Source organism: Cohnella suwonensis (assembly GCF_042655365.1).
GTDB lineage: Bacteria > Bacillota > Bacilli > Paenibacillales > Paenibacillaceae > Cohnella > Cohnella suwonensis.
This window is the reverse complement of record NZ_JBHSMH010000054.1, coordinates 157307-173615: the sequence shown is the minus strand read 5'-3', so window position 1 is coordinate 173615 and position 16309 is coordinate 157307. Positions and strand designations below refer to the sequence as shown.

Here is a 16309-nt window from a genome sequence, read left to right as displayed (position 1 = left end):
TTCCAACATAATACTTTAATTATACAAGAAAAAGGCACAGCCCCCTCAAATTAATGAGAGTCTGTACCTTTTAGCGGAAATGGACTTTTTCAGTGGCCTCAATGTCGGTCGGGGGTCGTTGCGCTCGGGGCTATAGCAGCTTTTCCAATCGACGCTCTTCGGAGATAAGCGGGCAAGTGGAGCAATATCTTTCTTTTCCGAAAACCCTATAATTCAAACAGCATACTTTGCGTATCAGAATTTTGCGCCCCTCTTGCGTCGGATCGTCCACCTCCCGGAATTGGCAGGACAGCGGATTGACGGCATATTCCGGCAACCAAGCTTTCGATTCCCGGGACGTCAACTTCAGGAACCAACTCCCGATGCGCCCTTTGATTGCCTCGGAACCGGATTCCAGCAGCCATTCTTGTTGCCAATAGGCCATCGAATAAGCGACCGTGCGCCATAACGATAATTCGGGAACGCCCGTAAGCCGAGCGACCGCTCCTACGAGCGGACGAGCGTGGCCGTCGATCACGTGATGCATGTACGCTTCGTCCTTCTCCCCGTCGTCGGCCAATGATGAGATGCCTTCGAGCGGCAAGGCGTCTAGGAGATAATACTTGAAAAGCGCCCCGTTCATCGCAGGTTGAACATTGGAGGGGGAGAGATCGAACGGATGTCCGTGGAACAGCCAAGCATAGACGGCACCCGCGAACAGCGGACTGTATCTCTTGACGAACAAAGTGCCGATCGCCTTCCCGTCGGACGAATTTAACTGATCTCCGAAGTCTCCGATAAGCTTGGCAACGGTCCGTTCGTACTCATCCTCGTACAGCGGATAAAGCTTCCACTCGGATTCCTGGGGCTCCATCTCGTATTTGTGGCGGCTTGCGAGAATCGCCGGATCGAAAGATAGCATTCGTCCATCTCCTGACATGCATGATGATAACTGTGATTATGATAATCGTTCTCAATTAAACGTGTCAAATCGGAGCATGCAACGTCAGGGCGATCGCTTAAGAAATCGACGGAATGGCAGGAGTCTTCTCGGTCAAGTCAACGCATGCGATTCGGATTCGCCGGACTGCAGCGACTTGGGAGAGCGGTTCGCGGGCTGTAGTTCGATTTGGCCGGACTGCAGCGATTTGGGAGAGCGGTTCGCGGGCTGTAGTTCGGTTTGGCCGGACTGCAGCGACTTGGAAGAGCGGTTCGCGGGCTGTAGTTCGGTTTGGCCGGACTGCAGCACCTTGGGAGAGCGGTTCGCGGGCTGTAGTTCGGTTTGACCGGACTGCATCACCTTGGGAGAGCGGTTCGCGGGCTGTAGTTCGGTTTGGCTCTGCCTTCTAGCCTTGCGCCGTGCCGCGCCAACCTTGCCGACAGTCGCCGCGCGGCAAAAAGACCGCCGATCGTTCCGGCGGTCTTAAGAAAGGCCTTAAAGCTGTATCCCGTCTTTGGGCAATTGAATGCCCTTCTTCTGCTGGACGACGTGCCACGCTTCGTGCGGCAGGTGCTTTTCCTGGCCCGGCCCCACGTGGATGTCGGTTCCCTGCGCATACGCCTGGGCACCTATAGATGCCGCTGCGTCCGCATCGCGATGAACCGAGGCATTCCCATCCCCGAACGCGGACTGTATCTTGTCAAAGCTAGGCAGGGCCGAGGCCGAGCGCGCCATCCCGAGCGCCGCTTGATTGCCCACATGCGCCTGCATGCCGAGCATCTGGGACGGCGACGGAGTCGCGCCCGGCGTAGGCAGCGCATGAGCGGCGTGCGCGGCGCTTGTATGCGAAGGGCGCTTCGTCGGCGCTAACCCCTCCGGCCCTTTGGCTGATCTAGCGTTAATTTCCGGCATCCATCGTTCCTCCGATCATGTTCTGAATAATCCGTACCCGTTCAGCGGAACGAGCGGCTCCCGGTCGATCGTCAGCCCTTCCGTCTTGCCGTTCAGCGCGACGTCCACGAGCCACTTCGTGAAAGGAGCGACGTGCATCTCCCGCATTTCCTCCAAACTATAGAAACCCGCCGCATCGACCTCGACGTTGTCCGGGGTCGGCTCGCCGCCCGCGTAGTCCATCGCGAACGCGATATAGACGTTGTGCACGGCCCGCGGCTGGTCCCGCAAAGCGATGACCCCGCGGACGACCGCGTCGACGCCGCACTCCTCCTGCACTTCCCGGCGAACCGTCTCTTCGATCGGCTCGAGCTGCTCGGCATAGCCGCCGGGATTCGTCCAATAACCCTTGCCTGGCTCTTGCGCCCGCCGAACGAGCAAGACTTTGCCGTCCTTCACGACCAACGCGCCGACGCCGACGCTATAAGAGCCCCAATGCACGAAGGTGCACCGCGTGCACGCCCGCCTTGGCGTACCGTCGATTTCCCGCGTTTCCATCTCGCCGCCGCACGACGAGCAAAAGTTGACTTCCACCGCTGTCACCCGCTCCGATTGCCTAGTTGTCTACCTTTCTCAGTTATACGCCTATCGACGCGATCTCGCAATATGCGCCACGACAAAAGCCCGCAATCCGCGATCGTTCGCGGGTTGCGGGCATTCAGCATTTCTCGCCTACTCTTGCACAGGTTCCGTCGCCGACACCGCGCCTACAGCCGGATTTCCCGGCCCAGCTCCGCGGACTCGTAGATCGCGCACAAAATCTTGATCATGTCGACGCCGTGGTCCGGCGTGATCGTCGGCGTCTCGCGGCCAAGCACGCATTCGACGAAATGCCGGATGTTCGCCGAATGCTGCGGAACGGCCGAAGCCGAGAACTGCGGCTTCTGATCGAACAGAACGCCCTGGTCTTCGCCGAAGATGCTCAGCTTGTCGTTGACGAGGCTGAAGCCGCCTTCGGTGCCTCTCCACTCGAGGAATTTCTTCTCTTCCTCGACGTTGGATGCCCAACTGAACTCGATTTGGAGCGACGCGCCGTTATCGAAGCGGATGAATCCGGCCGCCAAGTCTTCGACGTCGAACGTGCCTGAAGGCACGATGCCGGACGCTTCCGGACGGTCCGCGAACTTGCGGTACGTCGAGCCGCTGACGGTGACCGGCTTCGGATTGCCGGCCAGCCACATCGCCATATCGATCATGTGCACGCCAAGGTCGATCAAAGGACCGCCTCCCGACAGTTCCTTCGTCGTGAACCAGCCGCCGCGCCCCGGAATGCCCCTGCGGCGAATCCAGCCGCAACGTCCCATGTACAGGTCGCCCATGCGGCCTTCGTCGATGATCCGCTTCATATACTGGGCTTCCGGCGTGAACCGGTTGTTGCGCATCGTCATGAGCTGCTTGCCGGATGCCTTCGCGGCGTCCGCCATCTTCTGCGCTTCGATCGGATTGACCGCGTCCGGCTTTTCGCAGAACACGTGCTTGCCTGCACGAAGCGCCGCGATCGCGATCTCGGAGTGATAGAGATTCGGCGTGCTGATGCCGACGATGTCGATCGACTGATCGGCGAGCAGCTCCTTGTAATCGTCGTACACCTTAGCGTCCGGGAAATCCTTCGCCGCCGCTTCCGCGGACGCCTTGAACGCATCGCAGAACGCGACGATTTCGACTTCCTTATGCGACAGCCATCCCGGCAAATGCGCCCCTTTGAAAATGCCCCCCGTACCGATGACTCCTACTTTAAGCGTCATGCTTGAATCCCCTTTATCGTCTCTAGCGGTTGAGCGTGACCGTAGCGCGGATATTCGCGATCGACCGGAGCCGTCCATTGCACCGCGTTGTTGATGACTTTGCGAATTTCCGGATTAAAGTAAGTCGGATACGTCTCGTGGCCCGGACGGAAATAAAAGATTCGCCCCATGCCCCTCGTATAGCAACAGCCGCTCCGGAACACTTCCCCGCCTTCGAACCAGCTCACCATGACGAGCTCGTCCGGCTGAGGGATATCGAAGTGTTCGCCGTACATCTCTTCGTGCGGCAGTTCGATATATTCGCCGAGGCCGTCCGCTATCGGGTGGCCCGGATTAACGATCCAGATGCGTTCCTTTTCGTCCGCCTCGCGCCATTTCAGATCGCAGGAAGTTCCCATGAGCTTCTTGAATATTTTCGAAAAATGGCCCGAGTGAAGCACGATCAGCCCCATGCCTCGCAGCACGCGCTGTCTGACCCGTTCCACGATCTCGTCGTTCACTTCGTCGTGCGCCATATGTCCCCACCAGACGAGCACGTCCGTAGACGCGAGCACATCATCCGTTAAACCGTGCTCCGGCTCGTCGAGCGTCGCCGTCCGCACGGTTCCCGTCACGGCCAGTCCGTCGGCGATCGCCTTATGCATCCCTTCCGGATAGATGGAGGCGACTTTCTCGTTCGTTTTCTCGTGCCTGTATTCGTTCCAAATCGTAACGTTGATCGAACGGTTCATCGATGACTCTCCTTAAGGGTGGTTTCCTCCCCATTGTATGCGAGACAACGCTTCCAATCGATGGCCGATTCGGTCAAAAACTTACGGTATTCTGTCATCGTCTATACCCTGCCAAACGGTTATGTTAAGATATCGTTACGCGATCCTGTCGCGAATGACGTCAACTTGGAGGCCTGCGATGTATCCCGACATGCGTCACGAGCAAGTCGTCTATCAGAATCCGTTTCTCGCGATGCGAATATGGCAGATCGATTCCGTAGGTCGGATGGCGGACGATTGGTTGCGGAAAAAAGAACAGGATTGGCGGCTGCAAAAGTATTCGGACTGGCACTATCACGAAGAAGTCGAGTTTCTGCTTATTCTCGAGGGCGAGCTCACCTGCTTCCACCGCGAAGAGCGATTCGCGCTGCAGGGCGGTGACGTTGCCGTATTCGGCTCCTCCGAGCCCCATCTGACCGTTCATACGAAAGAAGGCGCCATTAGCTATATCGTCTTCCAGATCGACCTTCGCAAGTATTGGGACCCGAGCACGCTCGGCAGCATGCAACACTTCTCGGAGGTCATTCGCCCTCTAAGCTCGATGAATTACATTTACCGGGAAAACGCCGAGGCGCGGCGCCGGACGGCCTCTCTTATTCGGGAAATCTACGAAGAAATGAACGACGCTCGGATCGGCTACGAACTCGCCGTCTCCTCCCGGATCAAAAACATCCTGTTGCTGCTTCTCCGCCATGACACGCGTTTGATGCTGAACTATAACGACAATCTGCTGCTCGGCCGCCTTCAGCCCGCGGTCGATTACGTGGAAGCGAACTTGAGCGAGAAGCTGTCCGTGCCGGACATCTGCCCGATGGTCAACATGAGCTATACGCATTTCATCAAGACGTTCAAGAAAGCGGTCGGCATGACGTTCACCGATTTCGTCGTCCACAAGAGAATCCTGAAAGCCGAGCAATTATTGCTGACGAGCGACTCGAGCATCGCGGACGTCGCCGAATCGGTCGGCATCTCGAACCTCGGCCACTTCTACGACATGTTCCGCCGGCAGAACGGCTGCTCGCCCAAACAATTCAAAGACCGGCTCAGGGAGCCGGTCGGGAGAACGCATTGATTTTTAAGAGAAACCGTTAGGGAATATGTTCATTCCTGACTCCCGTTGTTTCTACGTTTATGGCACTATTCTGCAGGTACGTGCCGCTTTGATCGGTTAGTCCAACCCTACATTTGCGGGCAACTAGTTGTAAATTGGTCACTTATTTGATGACGTTCCACTAGAATGCAAGGATTAGTTGCACAAAGGACAACTGTTTTTTAACTTTACCCGGTTTTTGAAGAAATGGGCTGAAATACATGCTCATTCTGCAACTAATGTCTGCGGTTGGCGGTTGGAAAAAGGGATCGACATCGTCGCCGATGCCGATCCCTTTGTCGTTCGCTACGCTTTAGTGAGCCGTCTTTTCGTCGTCGTTCGACAACCCGGTCACTTCGAACAGCTTGAACAGCAAGCTGAGCAAGATCGCGACGATCGTTGCCAGCGCCATGCCGGACACGGAGAAATCGCCGATCTTGATCGCGACGCCGGACAACCCGGTCACGAGAACGACGGTCGTCAGGAACATATTCGTCGGTTTGCCGTAATCGACCTTCGACTCGACGAGCATCCGTAAGCCCGAAGCCGCGATGACGCCGAACAAGAGCAACGAGACGCCGCCCATAACCGGTTCCGGAATGCCCGAGACGAGCGCCGAGAACTTGCCGATGAAGCTGAGCGCGATGGCGAACGCCGCAGCCCCGCCGATAACGAACGTGGAGTACACTCGCGTAATCGCGAGAACGCCGATGTTCTCCCCGTACGTCGTGTTCGGCGTCGAGCCGACGAAGCCGGACAGCATCGTCGACAGCCCGTTCCCGAGAAGCGAACGGCTTAACCCGGGGTCCTTGGACAAATCTTTGCCCACGATATTGCCCGTAACGATCAGGTGGCCGACATGCTCGACGATGACGACGAGCGAAGCAGGCAAGATCGTCAGAATCGCGGCAAGCTCGAAGGAAGGCGTCGTGAACGACGGCGCGTCGAACCAAGAGCTGTCCGACACGTTGGAGAAGTTCGTCATGCCGAACAGCCAAGCGATGACGTAACCGGAGACGATGCCAATAAGAATCGGGATGATGCGGGCGAAGCCGCGGAACAGCACGGAACCTAGCACGGTAATGAGCGCGGTCGCCGTCGACACGAAGATCGTATCGAAGTCGGGCTTCCATTCCGCCGAGCCGTTTGAAATCCAGCCCGACATCTTGGCGGCGACCGGGATCAATTCAAGCCCGATGACGGCGACGATGGCGCCCATCGCGGCCGGCGGGAACACGACGTGGATCCAGCCCGTGCCCGCTTTCCGAATAATGAGGGCGACGATCGTGAAGACAAGGCCCGCGACGATAAAGCCGCCAAGAGCTGCCGCATAGCCGGAATCCGGAGACGCGTGCTCCGCGATAACGGAAAAGGCCGGGCCGATGAAGGCGAAGCTGGAGCCGAGATACGCCGGGATTTTGCCTTTCGTGATTAAAATGTATAGCAAGGTTCCGATGCCGTTCATGAGCAGGCAGATCGAAGGATCAACGCCCAGCAGCGTCGGCACGAGCACCGTCGAACCGAACATGGCGAACAAATGCTGCAAGCTAAGCATCGCGCTTTTGCCGAGCGGCGGTACTTCCTGAACTCCTATTTCGCGTCGCATGGTAGTCAATTCTCTCCTCTGGATAAGTAAGTTAGCGAAAACGTCGTTTGTTAATATGCCACATTCGACACGATTAGACAAGCCCGATTTTGCGATCGCATTCTATTTTGCTTCTTTCCGAAGTTGTCAGGGAATTGTCGGGAGATTTCTGTTACTCTAATCGTATACCTATATTTCTCCGCGAAGGAGGGACCGCTCGTGTCCGATCGCAACGACCTCGACGAACGGCGTCGCGGCAAACTGAAAGTCATTCATTTCGATAAGAACGAGAAGACGCTCGTCGAATCGGAGAAACCGAAAGAAACGTTCGCCGACGTCGGCGGGCTCGAAGACGTGAAGAAGAAAATCCGTCTCAACTTTATCCTTCCCCTGCAGCAGCCGGAAATTTTCCAAGCGTACGGAAAAGAAGCCGGCGGCAGCATGCTGCTCTACGGTCCTCCGGGCTGCGGCAAAACGTTTCTCGCGCGCGCCGTCGCGGGAGAAATCGATGCCCATTTCCTTCATATCGAGCTGCAAGCCATCTTGTCCATGTATGTCGGGGAAAGCGAGCATAATTTGCACGACTTGTTCGAGAAAGCCAGGGAGAATAAGCCTTGCATCATCTTCATCGACGAATTGGACGCGCTCGGAGGTAGTCGCCACCAGATGCGCCAGCACCACGATCGCATGCTCGTCAATCAATTGCTGCTGGAGCTCGATGGACTTCGCACCTATAACGACCGCGTGTTCGTCATCGGCGCGACGAACACGCCGTGGTATTTGGATGCCGCTCTTCGGCGGCCCGGCCGGTTTAACCACCTGATCTTCGTTCCGCCGCCGGAAGAGCAGGAACGCGCCGCGATTCTGGACTTGAAGCTGGCGGGCAAACCGCAAGAAAAATTGGACACGTCGAAGCTCGCGAAGGAGTCCAAGTTGTTCTCCGGCGCCGATCTTGAGCAGGTCGTGAAAGACGCCGTCGAGTTGGCGCTCGAGCGAACGCTGAACGCGGGCGCCATCCAGCCGATCCTGCAGAACGATATGAAAGAAGTGCTGAAACGGCGCAAGGCGACGACGCTCGAGTGGTTCGCGACGGCCAAGAACTACGCCACGTTCAGCGACATGAACCAAGATTACCAGCACGTGCTAGACTTCATGAAAGCCCACGGCATGAAATAAACGTTCGACGTCCGGAAGCGAGGTACGAAGTCCGATGAGCGCATCCATCGATACGGGAAGCTCTTACAGCAAAGTTTATCGGCTTATCGAGTGGCGACGGTACAAGGAAGCTCTCGAGGAAGCGAAAGCGTTGATCTCCGAAGACCCGGACGACGCGGACGCTTACGCGGTGCTGGCCCAAGTGTTCCTGCACATGGATCGGTACGCGGATGCGTTGAAATGGACCGCCCGGTCTCTGACGCTCGATCCCGAGAACAAAGTCGCTTGGTACGTCAGGGCGTGCGCCTTTTACGAATCCGGCGATTTTCGCCATTTACCCGAACTCATCGACGACGCGCTTCGCGTCGATCCTCGCGAGCCGATGTATTTCTACCTGCAAGCCAATCTGTCCCTGCGGAAAAAGAAATTCCAAGACGCGAGGACATGGATCTCGCAAGCGCTCGCCATCCAATCCGAGAACGCTTTGTTCCTTTCGTTCGCGGCCTATGCCGAGGCATTGATGAACGACGACGAGCGTTCGCGCGAGCTGGAGCGGCAGGCGCTTAGGCTGAACGACGAATCGCCGCACGTGTTCCTGCACTTGGGCTGGGCGGCGAGCCAGCGGTCCGAGCACGACAAGGAAGCGGAGTTCATGAAGAACGCCGTGCGCCTCGATCCCGAGAACGGGCAAATACGGGCCGAATACTTGGAAAGCCTTCAAAGAGGATACTTGCTGTACCGGATCTTCCTATATCCGATCAAGCTCGTCCGAAGATTGAAGCCGTGGCAAATATTCTTAGCCTGGTTCGTCTTCTTCATCGTGTTCCGACCGCTTCTTTTCTTGATGATCATTCTATACGTCGCGTCGCACTGGGGCACGAAGCTGCTTGTCCGGTACAAAGTGTTCGGTTGGGGCAGAAGGTAGATCGCGGGTTGTTCGCCGCAAACCGCAGATCGCAAATCCTTCGCTCTCCGCCTGGCGCGCGAGAAAGGGCAAGTCCCCGTCATCTTCCGATGACCGCCGGGACTTGCCCTTTCTCGCTAGGCTAATCTGCGATCAATAGACCGCTTTCCATTCCGCGATGTTGGAGGCGTCGAATTTGAACGGATCGCCGAGCATCACTTGCGTGCCTTCGCCGTCGGCGATGACTTCTTTCTCGCCGAGCGTGCCTGCCGTTACTTTATCGCCGGTCGCGCCGGTGATCGTGCCCTTCACGAGAGCGTCGGCCACGTAGCCGGACAGGTAACCGACGTCGAGAGGGTTCCACAGGTACATCCAAGGGCAGATGCCGCTTTCGATGTACTCCGCCATTTCGCTCGGCAAGCCGAGGCCGGTCAATTGCACTTTGCCTTTCAGGCCTTTGTCCGTCAATACTTTGCCCGCCGCCGCGATGCCTACCGTCGTCGGAGCGATGATGCCCTTCAAGTTCGGGTACGATTTCAGAAGCGCTTCCGTCTCGGATACGCTCTTGTCGCGAAGGTCGTCGCCGTAAGCCACTTTGACCAATTTCACGTTCGCGTATTTCGGATCTTCGAGTTCTTTTTTCATCCATTCGATCCAGAGGTTCTGGTTCGTCGCTTGGGAAGTCGCGCTCAAGATCGCGATTTCGCCGGAGCCGCCGATCATTTCCGTTACGCCTTGGATCAGCGTGCGGCCGATGCGCTCCGGATCCGCTTGGTTGATGTGGACGAGACGGCTTTCCGCGTTAACCGCGGAGTCGAGGGAAAGCACTTTGATGCCTGCTTTCATCGCTTTTTCCAGTGCCGGCTGCAACGCGTCCGGATCGTTCGCGACGATCGCCATGGCGTCGACTTTCTGGGAAATGAGCTCTTCGATCATGGAGATCTGAGCTTCCGCCGTCGGTTGGTCCGGCGCTTTCAGAATCGCTTCGTAACCGAGCTCTTCGACCGCTTTCTTGTAGCCTTCCATTTCCTTCTCGCCGTACGGGTTGCCGGTATTCTTGAAGATGATGGCGAATTTCTTCTTCGCGCCGTTGTCCGCGGACGGAGACGCGCCGTTGCTAGCTTGCGGGCTTGCGGAGTTGCCGTTGTTATTGTTGTTGCTGCCGCACGCGGCGAGGACTGTCATCAACATGACGACGGTAAGGCAAGTGACCAGAAACTTTTTCAATTTCTTTTCCTCCCTTTTTGTAAACCCATTTGGATAATGAATTGCGGCCATGCTATATACAAAACGGTCCGAAGACCATGATGTAACGAAGCTGTCGGACTGCCTTAACCTAACGGTTCAGGCGATGTGCTTAACCTTTTCGCTTGACGGCGAAGCGGCTCTTGAGCTGCGGAATGGCGACGGAGACGATGAGCAATCCGCCGAGAATGATGAGAATCATCTGCGCGGACACGTTCACGAGACCGAGACCGTAACGAAGGAAGCCGATCAGGAACACCGCGAGTATCGCGCCGATCATCCGTCCTTTGCCGCCCGCCGTGCTGACGCCCCCGAGAACGACCATGGCGATGACTTCGAGCTCGTAGCCGGACGCGATGTTCGGACGGGTGCTGCCCATCCGGGACGTGAGGAACAAGGCCGTTACCGCCGACATCAATCCAGCGAGAGTGAACACGATGATCTTGATCCGGTCGACCCGGACGCCCGAGTAGCGGGCGGCGGTCGGGTTGTTGCCGATCGCGTACACCCGTCTGCCGAAGGGCGTCTTATGAAGCAGGAACCAGAAGGCGACCGCGAAAACGGCGAAGGAGATCAGGATGAACGGCAGCGTGCCGACGTATTCCCAGCCGAGGAACTTAAACCAGCTCGGGAATTTGCCTACCGATTGGTCTTCCAGCAAAATGTAGGCGACGCCCCTGTAGATCGTCATCGTCGCCAGCGTGACGATGACCGCCGACAGCTCCTTGTACTTGACGATGAGCATGCCGTTGATCCATCCGCACAGCGTGCCTACCGCCAAACAAGCGATCATGGCGATCGGCATCGGTACGCCGTGATTGTACAGGTCGCCCATGACGACCGACGACAGCGCGATAATCGAGCCGACGGAAATATCGATGTCTCCCATCATGATGATGAACACCATCGGCAGCACGATGAACGCTTTGTCGAGGAAGCCCATCGTGGCGTCGCGGAGATTATCGTATTGGAAGAAGTACTCGGACAAGTTGGCGTTCATGACGAACACGGCGACGATCAGGGCGACGAGCAGCCATTCCCATTGGAGGACGAAGCCCTTTACCGTGAACTCTTTTTTATTCGATAGCAGTCTCTGTTCCATGGCTTAGATTTTCCTCCTCATCAGGTTATTGCGGTCGATGCCCCGCTTGACGAGCGCGTTGACCAGAACGGCGATGAGAATGATCGCGCCTTGGATGAACATCTGCCAGAAGGCCGACACGTTGATCATCGGGAGCGCGTTGTTCAGGATGCCGAGCAGCACCGAGCCGAGCAGGATGCCCGAGATTTTGCCGACGCCGCCCGCGATGCTGACGCCGCCAAGAACGCAAGCCGCGATGACGCTAAGCTCGTACCCGGAAGCCGTGTCGCCTTGGGCGGAAGCGAACTTGGATACCCAGAGCACGCCCGCCAGTCCGGCCAAGCCGCCCATGATCGTGTACACGAGCCACAGGATGCGGCCGGTGCGAATGCCGCTGACCTCCGCCGAGTCCGGATTGCTGCCGACCGCGTAGATCCGGCGGCCGGTCCGCGTATGGCTGACGAAGTAATAAGCGACGATATAGATGACGATGGCGATCAGAATGAGATTATTGATGCCGAGGAACGAACCGGTCGCGATGCCTTTGAAGCTGGTCGGCATCTGGTGGGCGCTGACCCATTTCCCGCCGCTCGCTTCGAAAGTGAAGCCGCGGAACACGTTCATGATGCCGAGCGTCGCGATGATCGGCAGAATCTTCATCCACGAGACGAGGAACCCGATGACGAGCCCGCATCCGATGCCGATGCCGACGCCGACCAATATCGCGGCGACCGGATGCAAGCCCGGATTATGCTTGACGGTGAGCGCCGCGACCATCCCCGCGAAAGCGAGCGTCGCGCCGATCGACAGGTCGATGCCCCGCGTAATGATAACGAGCATCATGCCGACGGCCAGTATGCTGAGTATCGCCGTATTCGTGGCGATGTCCGTCAAGTTCTCGAGCGTGAGAAAGCTCGGGTTGCGAAGCTGAACGCCGACCGCCAAGATGACGATGAACGCCAGCAAGCCGAGTTCCCTGAATTTCGCGACGAGGGCGCTTATCGTCGGGCGCCCCGCCGGTTCTTTGTTCGCCTTGCTTGCCGTTTGAGCGTGCGCGTTCATGCTCCCGCCCCCCTTGCCGTTTGGTTGCGCGCCCCCGAGTCGTCCATCGACGCCTTCAGGATCGCTTCTTGGGTCAAGCCTTCGCGGCCTAGCATCGCCGTGATCCGGCCCTCGCGCATGACCGCTACCCTATCGCACATGCCGATGATTTCGGGCATCTCGGAAGACACCATGATAATGCCGTAACCGGCAACGGCCAGATCGCTGATCATTTCGTAGATCGCCGATTTCGCGCCGACGTCGACGCCTTTCGTCGGTTCGTCGAGAATGAGCACGTCGAGTTCCGCGGTCAGCAGCTTCGCGAATACGACCTTCTGCTGATTGCCGCCGGACAGCGAGCTAACGAGATCGAACACGCTTTTCGCCTTGACGCTGACCTTCTCCGCGAGCCGCTTGGCGATATCGAGCTCCTTGCGCGTATTGATCGACGCTTTGGCCGTGTACTTCTCAAGCGTCGGCAACGTAATGTTGCGGCCGATGCTCCATTGCAGGACGAGTCCTTGCTTCTGGCGATCCTCCGGCAAATAACCGATGCCTTGGCGCAACGCTTCGCGAGGTCCGCGGATTTTCAGTTCCTTGCCTTTGTAGATCACTTTGCCTCTATCGAACTTCTCGACGCCGACGAGCGTCTGGCACACTTCCGTGCGTCCCGCGCCGACGAGTCCGGTCAGCCCGAGGATCTCGCCTCTTCTGAGCGTGAAGCCGATGTCCCCGAAGTAACCCGTCTTTCCGAGCCCTTCGACCCGAAGCAGCTCTTCGCCGATGCTCGCTTCCTTCTTCGGGAACAGCTGCGAAATTTCGCGTCCGACCATCGCCACGATCAAGTCGGCGTTCGCAATCTCGTCCACGTTCCAAGTGCCGATATATTTCGAATCGCGGAAGACGGTCACTTTGCTCGCCAGCCGATACATATCCTCGAAGCGATGGGAAATGAATATAATGGAGGCTCCGTTATCCCGAAGCCTTTCCGCGATCCGGTACAATTCTTCGCTTTCGCTGTTCGTCAGAGCGGCGGTCGGTTCGTCCATGATAATGATCTTGGCGTCCACCGACAGCGCTTTCGCGATTTCGACGATTTGCTGCTCGGCCACGCTCAGCGCGCCCATGAGCGTCTTCGGACTGAAGCTCGCGCCCAGCTCCTTCAGCAATCTTCCGGCTTCTTCGTGCATGTCGCTCCACTTGATCCGCCCGGTGCCGCGCTGGACCTTCTCGTGGCCCATGAATATATTTTCCGTGACGCTGAGGTCCGGATAGTTCGTCACGTGCTGGTAGATCGCCGCGATGCCCGCTTTCTGCGCGTCCGTCGGGTGCGTGAAGTCGACCTTCTGCCCGTTCAGGAACATCTCGCCCTCTTCCGGCGCGTGCACGCCCGTGATGACCTTGATGAAGGTCGACTTGCCCGCTCCGTTCTCGCCCATCAGCGCATGGATTTCGCCGCGCTTCAGCTTAAAGTAAACGTCGTCAAGAGCCTTGACGCCGGGGAATATTTTCGTAATGCCCTTCAGCTCGAGCACGAATTCGGATTCCGCCATGACCGCTCTCCTCCTGTCTCTCTCGCTAGGTTTCTAGTTCCGATATCCTAAAGATACAGGCGAAAGGAACGCATCCATAGGCGACATCCTTCGGGTAGGGGGGAGAAACTTCGGGTATTGGACTCGGAGAAACGCGCACGCAAAAAAACCGCCGGCATTGGCATCGGCCGGCGGCTAATTCGTCTTTATGATGTGGAGATTGCCGCATAGTAGAGAATCAATAAAGAATTAGCGTCGCCTTCCCGTTTACGAACGCGACGGTACTGAAATCGGAGAACACCCACGTCTCGATCGTTTTGCCAACCGCAGTCGTTACGCTTCTTCCCGCCGGATTTCCCCAAGAGAGTCGCACTTGATCCTTCGTCATTCCTAGAGATACTTTGCCGGCTTTGATCTGGTTCCATATGGATGCGGACCAAGCGTATTTCTTCTTTGGATCGTAGCCGAAAAAGTAGCCTTCGTCGGTCAGTATTTCCGTTACGTAAGAGGAAGGCATCGAATAGCTTTTTAACATTTTGCCCGTCGCCGACTTGAACACGATAACGAAATCTCCGAGCTCGTCCGGTACGATATCCGTCACCGTGACTTTGGAGAATCTATCCCAATCTTGGAAGCCATTTACCCAATAGCTCTTGCCGATATACTTGACGAGGCTACCCTGCATCGCTTTCTTGACTAGCGCCGCCGTTTCCGAAGATACGACCGTTAACCGAGCATCGCCGAAAGCGACGACGGCGGTTTTCCACTTCGCATCCCACGCCACGCTAGCTCCGACCGCTTCGGTAATTAGGGACGCAGGAATAAGAGTATCGGATTTATCCGCAAGAGGCGCGGTTTTCAGCTTTACTGGCTCTCCATTCAACGTCCCGTTTATGTCTCCCGTTTTGAAGGAGAGCGTCGTTTCGCCGATCTTGGCGGTAAGAACGCCGCCGGAGGAAGTTAGCGTTCCTCCTAACGCTTGGATTACCGCTTTCGCCGGCAAATAAACGATTCCCTTCTCTTGCTTGGCGTATTTCAGATTGTTGCGAAGACTGATCGAAATCGTCAGCGTCTTGGAGATGCCGCCCGTTGTTACGGTCAACCGAGCTTGACCGACGCCCATCGTTTTGAGCTTGCCGTCCGGTTGGATCTGTAGCAGGTAAGGTTTGTCGATGGTCATATTCGCCGGGCTCGGTACGACTTTGATTTGCGAATTGTTGGTATACTTTTCTTGAATGCCCACAACGATTATATCCCCGACATCGGGTTTCGATTCGGATACGGTCACCTCCGCGCTTTGCACGCGCGGTATGTCCACCGGCTTCACTTCACCGTCATCGTAAAACACCCACGTACCGTCGGTCCTTTTCGCGTAGAAGTGATCGGCATCCTCCATGACGACCGTTTTGACCACGTTGCCCAATCCCGTCACTTGACGATCCAGTACCCAGCGTTTCTTATAATCGCCCGTCAGCCACACGCTTCCGTCCCGCCGGGTGACGAACATAATATCCGTCGGGTTGGCTCCGGTAATCGCGATATGCACGGCATCCTGAGCGACCGTAACGGCGGGAATGCGAAGATTGTCGTCGAAGTTCCATGTGTCGTATTCGATGACGGTTCCGTTCGCATACAGCAGCACGATCCGGCTATCGTATACCGTCAACGAAACGACGGCGGACGCATCTGGGATCGTCGCTATTTTCATGTACTTATCCGAATTGTATTCGTTCAGGTATAGGAGCTCACCGTTTTGCTTCAGAGCGGCGAACTTTTTACCTCCGTAGCCGATCAGAGCAACGCCGTCCAGCCCTTTACGCTTTCCGCCCCTGTTCCATACCGTGCCGTCCGTCTTTAGCCAATAGTCGTCCACCAACTGCAACAGACCGGTTTGGCCATCCACGGGGCGAGGGCCCGAGCTAACGCCCCATTCGACCAATTGGCCGTCTTTCGTCATACCCAACCCGAAGTATTCGTCTCCGGAGATCGCGGCGAGATTGCCGGGCGATCGAATCATCCGGTAACCGTCGATCATCGACCATAGCGTTCCGTCCGACAACAAATACGTTTGTTTACCGATAATATTCTCGATCTGCGGTTCGCCGCCTTCCGCGAACGCATGATTAGCGGAGATCGCCTGTCCGGCGAACGCGATGCTCATCCATACGCACGCAGCAACTATTGTTTGAAAAATTTTTCTCATCGTTCTACCTCTTCCTCGTCAGGACATATTTTCCAAATGCATGAATTCGACAAAATAACGGATAATCCTCCCCCGACAAAGCAAAGAG

The 16309-nt window shown here is 56.8% G+C and carries 14 protein-coding genes; 3 read left to right on the top strand and 11 right to left on the bottom strand.

Annotated features, from left to right (window positions below):
- Positions 1-130: 130 nt before the first annotated feature.
- From ACFPPD_RS16335 to ACFPPD_RS16315, 5 genes are all read right to left on the bottom strand, one after another.
- The gene (locus ACFPPD_RS16335; protein ID WP_209748498.1) at positions 131-901 is read right to left on the bottom strand and encodes an IucA/IucC family C-terminal-domain containing protein; all 771 of its coding nucleotides are present in this window, start codon (positions 899-901) and stop codon (positions 131-133) included.
- 513 nt (positions 902-1414) lie between these two features.
- Complete coding sequence (locus ACFPPD_RS16330; RefSeq protein ID WP_209748496.1) at positions 1415-1831, bottom strand: eCIS core domain-containing protein; 417 nt, start codon at positions 1829-1831, stop codon at positions 1415-1417.
- A 15-nt stretch (positions 1832-1846) separates the two neighbouring features.
- The gene (locus ACFPPD_RS16325) at positions 1847-2404 is read right to left on the bottom strand and encodes an NUDIX domain-containing protein (protein WP_209748494.1); all 558 of its coding nucleotides are present in this window, start codon (positions 2402-2404) and stop codon (positions 1847-1849) included.
- 173 nt (positions 2405-2577) lie between these two features.
- Complete coding sequence (locus ACFPPD_RS16320; RefSeq protein ID WP_209748492.1) at positions 2578-3615, bottom strand: Gfo/Idh/MocA family protein; 1038 nt, start codon at positions 3613-3615, stop codon at positions 2578-2580.
- Positions 3612-4346 carry a ThuA domain-containing protein gene (locus tag ACFPPD_RS16315; protein ID WP_209748490.1) on the bottom strand — a complete coding sequence of 245 codons (735 nt, stop codon included), beginning with the start codon at positions 4344-4346 and terminating at the stop codon, positions 3612-3614. Before ACFPPD_RS16315 ends, ACFPPD_RS16320 begins: the two co-directional genes overlap by 4 nt.
- 178 nt (positions 4347-4524) lie before the next feature.
- On the opposite strand from ACFPPD_RS16315, the gene ACFPPD_RS16310 reads away from it, so the two are divergent.
- Positions 4525-5457, top strand: a complete 933-nt coding sequence (locus ACFPPD_RS16310) for an AraC family transcriptional regulator (RefSeq protein WP_209748488.1) — start codon at positions 4525-4527, stop codon at positions 5455-5457.
- A gap of 331 nt (positions 5458-5788) precedes the next feature.
- On the opposite strand, the gene uraA is transcribed toward ACFPPD_RS16310, so the two are convergent.
- Positions 5789-7081 carry a uracil permease gene (gene uraA / locus ACFPPD_RS16305; protein ID WP_209748486.1) on the bottom strand — a complete coding sequence of 431 codons (1293 nt, stop codon included), beginning with the start codon at positions 7079-7081 and terminating at the stop codon, positions 5789-5791.
- A 198-nt stretch (positions 7082-7279) separates the two neighbouring features.
- On the opposite strand from uraA, the gene ACFPPD_RS16300 reads away from it, so the two are divergent.
- Together ACFPPD_RS16300 and ACFPPD_RS16295 are read left to right on the top strand one after the other, a co-directional pair.
- On the top strand, positions 7280-8236 hold the full coding sequence (locus ACFPPD_RS16300) for an ATP-binding protein (protein WP_209748484.1): 957 nt from the start codon (positions 7280-7282) through the stop codon (positions 8234-8236).
- A gap of 34 nt (positions 8237-8270) precedes the next feature.
- Positions 8271-9140 carry a tetratricopeptide repeat protein gene (locus tag ACFPPD_RS16295; RefSeq protein WP_209748482.1) on the top strand — a complete coding sequence of 290 codons (870 nt, stop codon included), beginning with the start codon at positions 8271-8273 and terminating at the stop codon, positions 9138-9140.
- 132 nt (positions 9141-9272) lie between these two features.
- On the opposite strand, the gene rhaS is transcribed toward ACFPPD_RS16295, so the two are convergent.
- The 5 genes from rhaS to ACFPPD_RS16270 all read right to left on the bottom strand — a co-directional run bounded on the left by rhaS (position 9273) and on the right by ACFPPD_RS16270 (position 16221).
- On the bottom strand, positions 9273-10346 hold the full coding sequence (gene rhaS / locus ACFPPD_RS16290) for a rhamnose ABC transporter substrate-binding protein (protein WP_209748480.1): 1074 nt from the start codon (positions 10344-10346) through the stop codon (positions 9273-9275).
- A gap of 130 nt (positions 10347-10476) precedes the next feature.
- Positions 10477-11466, bottom strand: coding sequence for an ABC transporter permease (locus tag ACFPPD_RS16285; RefSeq protein WP_209748478.1), 990 nt, complete (start codon positions 11464-11466; stop codon positions 10477-10479).
- A 3-nt stretch (positions 11467-11469) separates the two neighbouring features.
- A complete protein-coding gene (locus tag ACFPPD_RS16280; RefSeq protein ID WP_209748476.1) occupies positions 11470-12507 on the bottom strand; it encodes an ABC transporter permease in 1038 nt (345 codons plus the stop codon).
- Positions 12504-14039, bottom strand: a complete 1536-nt coding sequence (locus ACFPPD_RS16275; protein ID WP_209748474.1) for a sugar ABC transporter ATP-binding protein — start codon at positions 14037-14039, stop codon at positions 12504-12506. The genes ACFPPD_RS16280 and ACFPPD_RS16275 overlap by 4 nt, the downstream gene beginning before the upstream one ends.
- 217 nt (positions 14040-14256) lie before the next feature.
- The gene (locus tag ACFPPD_RS16270) at positions 14257-16221 is read right to left on the bottom strand and encodes a stalk domain-containing protein (RefSeq protein ID WP_209748472.1); all 1965 of its coding nucleotides are present in this window, start codon (positions 16219-16221) and stop codon (positions 14257-14259) included.
- Positions 16222-16309 lie beyond the last annotated feature (88 nt).

Coding starts and splice junctions, on each gene's coding strand:
- ACFPPD_RS16335 (WP_209748498.1), bottom strand. CDS start 901: ATGCTATCTTTCGATCCGGCGATTCTCGCAAGCCGCCACAAATACGAG.
- ACFPPD_RS16330 (WP_209748496.1), bottom strand. CDS start 1,831: ATGCCGGAAATTAACGCTAGATCAGCCAAAGGGCCGGAGGGGTTAGCG.
- ACFPPD_RS16320 (WP_209748492.1), bottom strand. CDS start 3,615: ATGACGCTTAAAGTAGGAGTCATCGGTACGGGGGGCATTTTCAAAGGG.
- ACFPPD_RS16315 (WP_209748490.1), bottom strand. CDS start 4,346: ATGAACCGTTCGATCAACGTTACGATTTGGAACGAATACAGGCACGAG.
- ACFPPD_RS16310 (WP_209748488.1), top strand. CDS start 4,525: ATGTATCCCGACATGCGTCACGAGCAAGTCGTCTATCAGAATCCGTTT.
- uraA (WP_209748486.1), bottom strand. CDS start 7,081: ATGCGACGCGAAATAGGAGTTCAGGAAGTACCGCCGCTCGGCAAAAGC.
- ACFPPD_RS16295 (WP_209748482.1), top strand. CDS start 8,271: ATGAGCGCATCCATCGATACGGGAAGCTCTTACAGCAAAGTTTATCGG.
- ACFPPD_RS16285 (WP_209748478.1), bottom strand. CDS start 11,466: ATGGAACAGAGACTGCTATCGAATAAAAAAGAGTTCACGGTAAAGGGC.
- ACFPPD_RS16280 (WP_209748476.1), bottom strand. CDS start 12,507: ATGAACGCGCACGCTCAAACGGCAAGCAAGGCGAACAAAGAACCGGCG.
- ACFPPD_RS16275 (WP_209748474.1), bottom strand. CDS start 14,039: ATGGCGGAATCCGAATTCGTGCTCGAGCTGAAGGGCATTACGAAAATA.
- ACFPPD_RS16270 (WP_209748472.1), bottom strand. CDS start 16,221: ATGAGAAAAATTTTTCAAACAATAGTTGCTGCGTGCGTATGGATGAGC.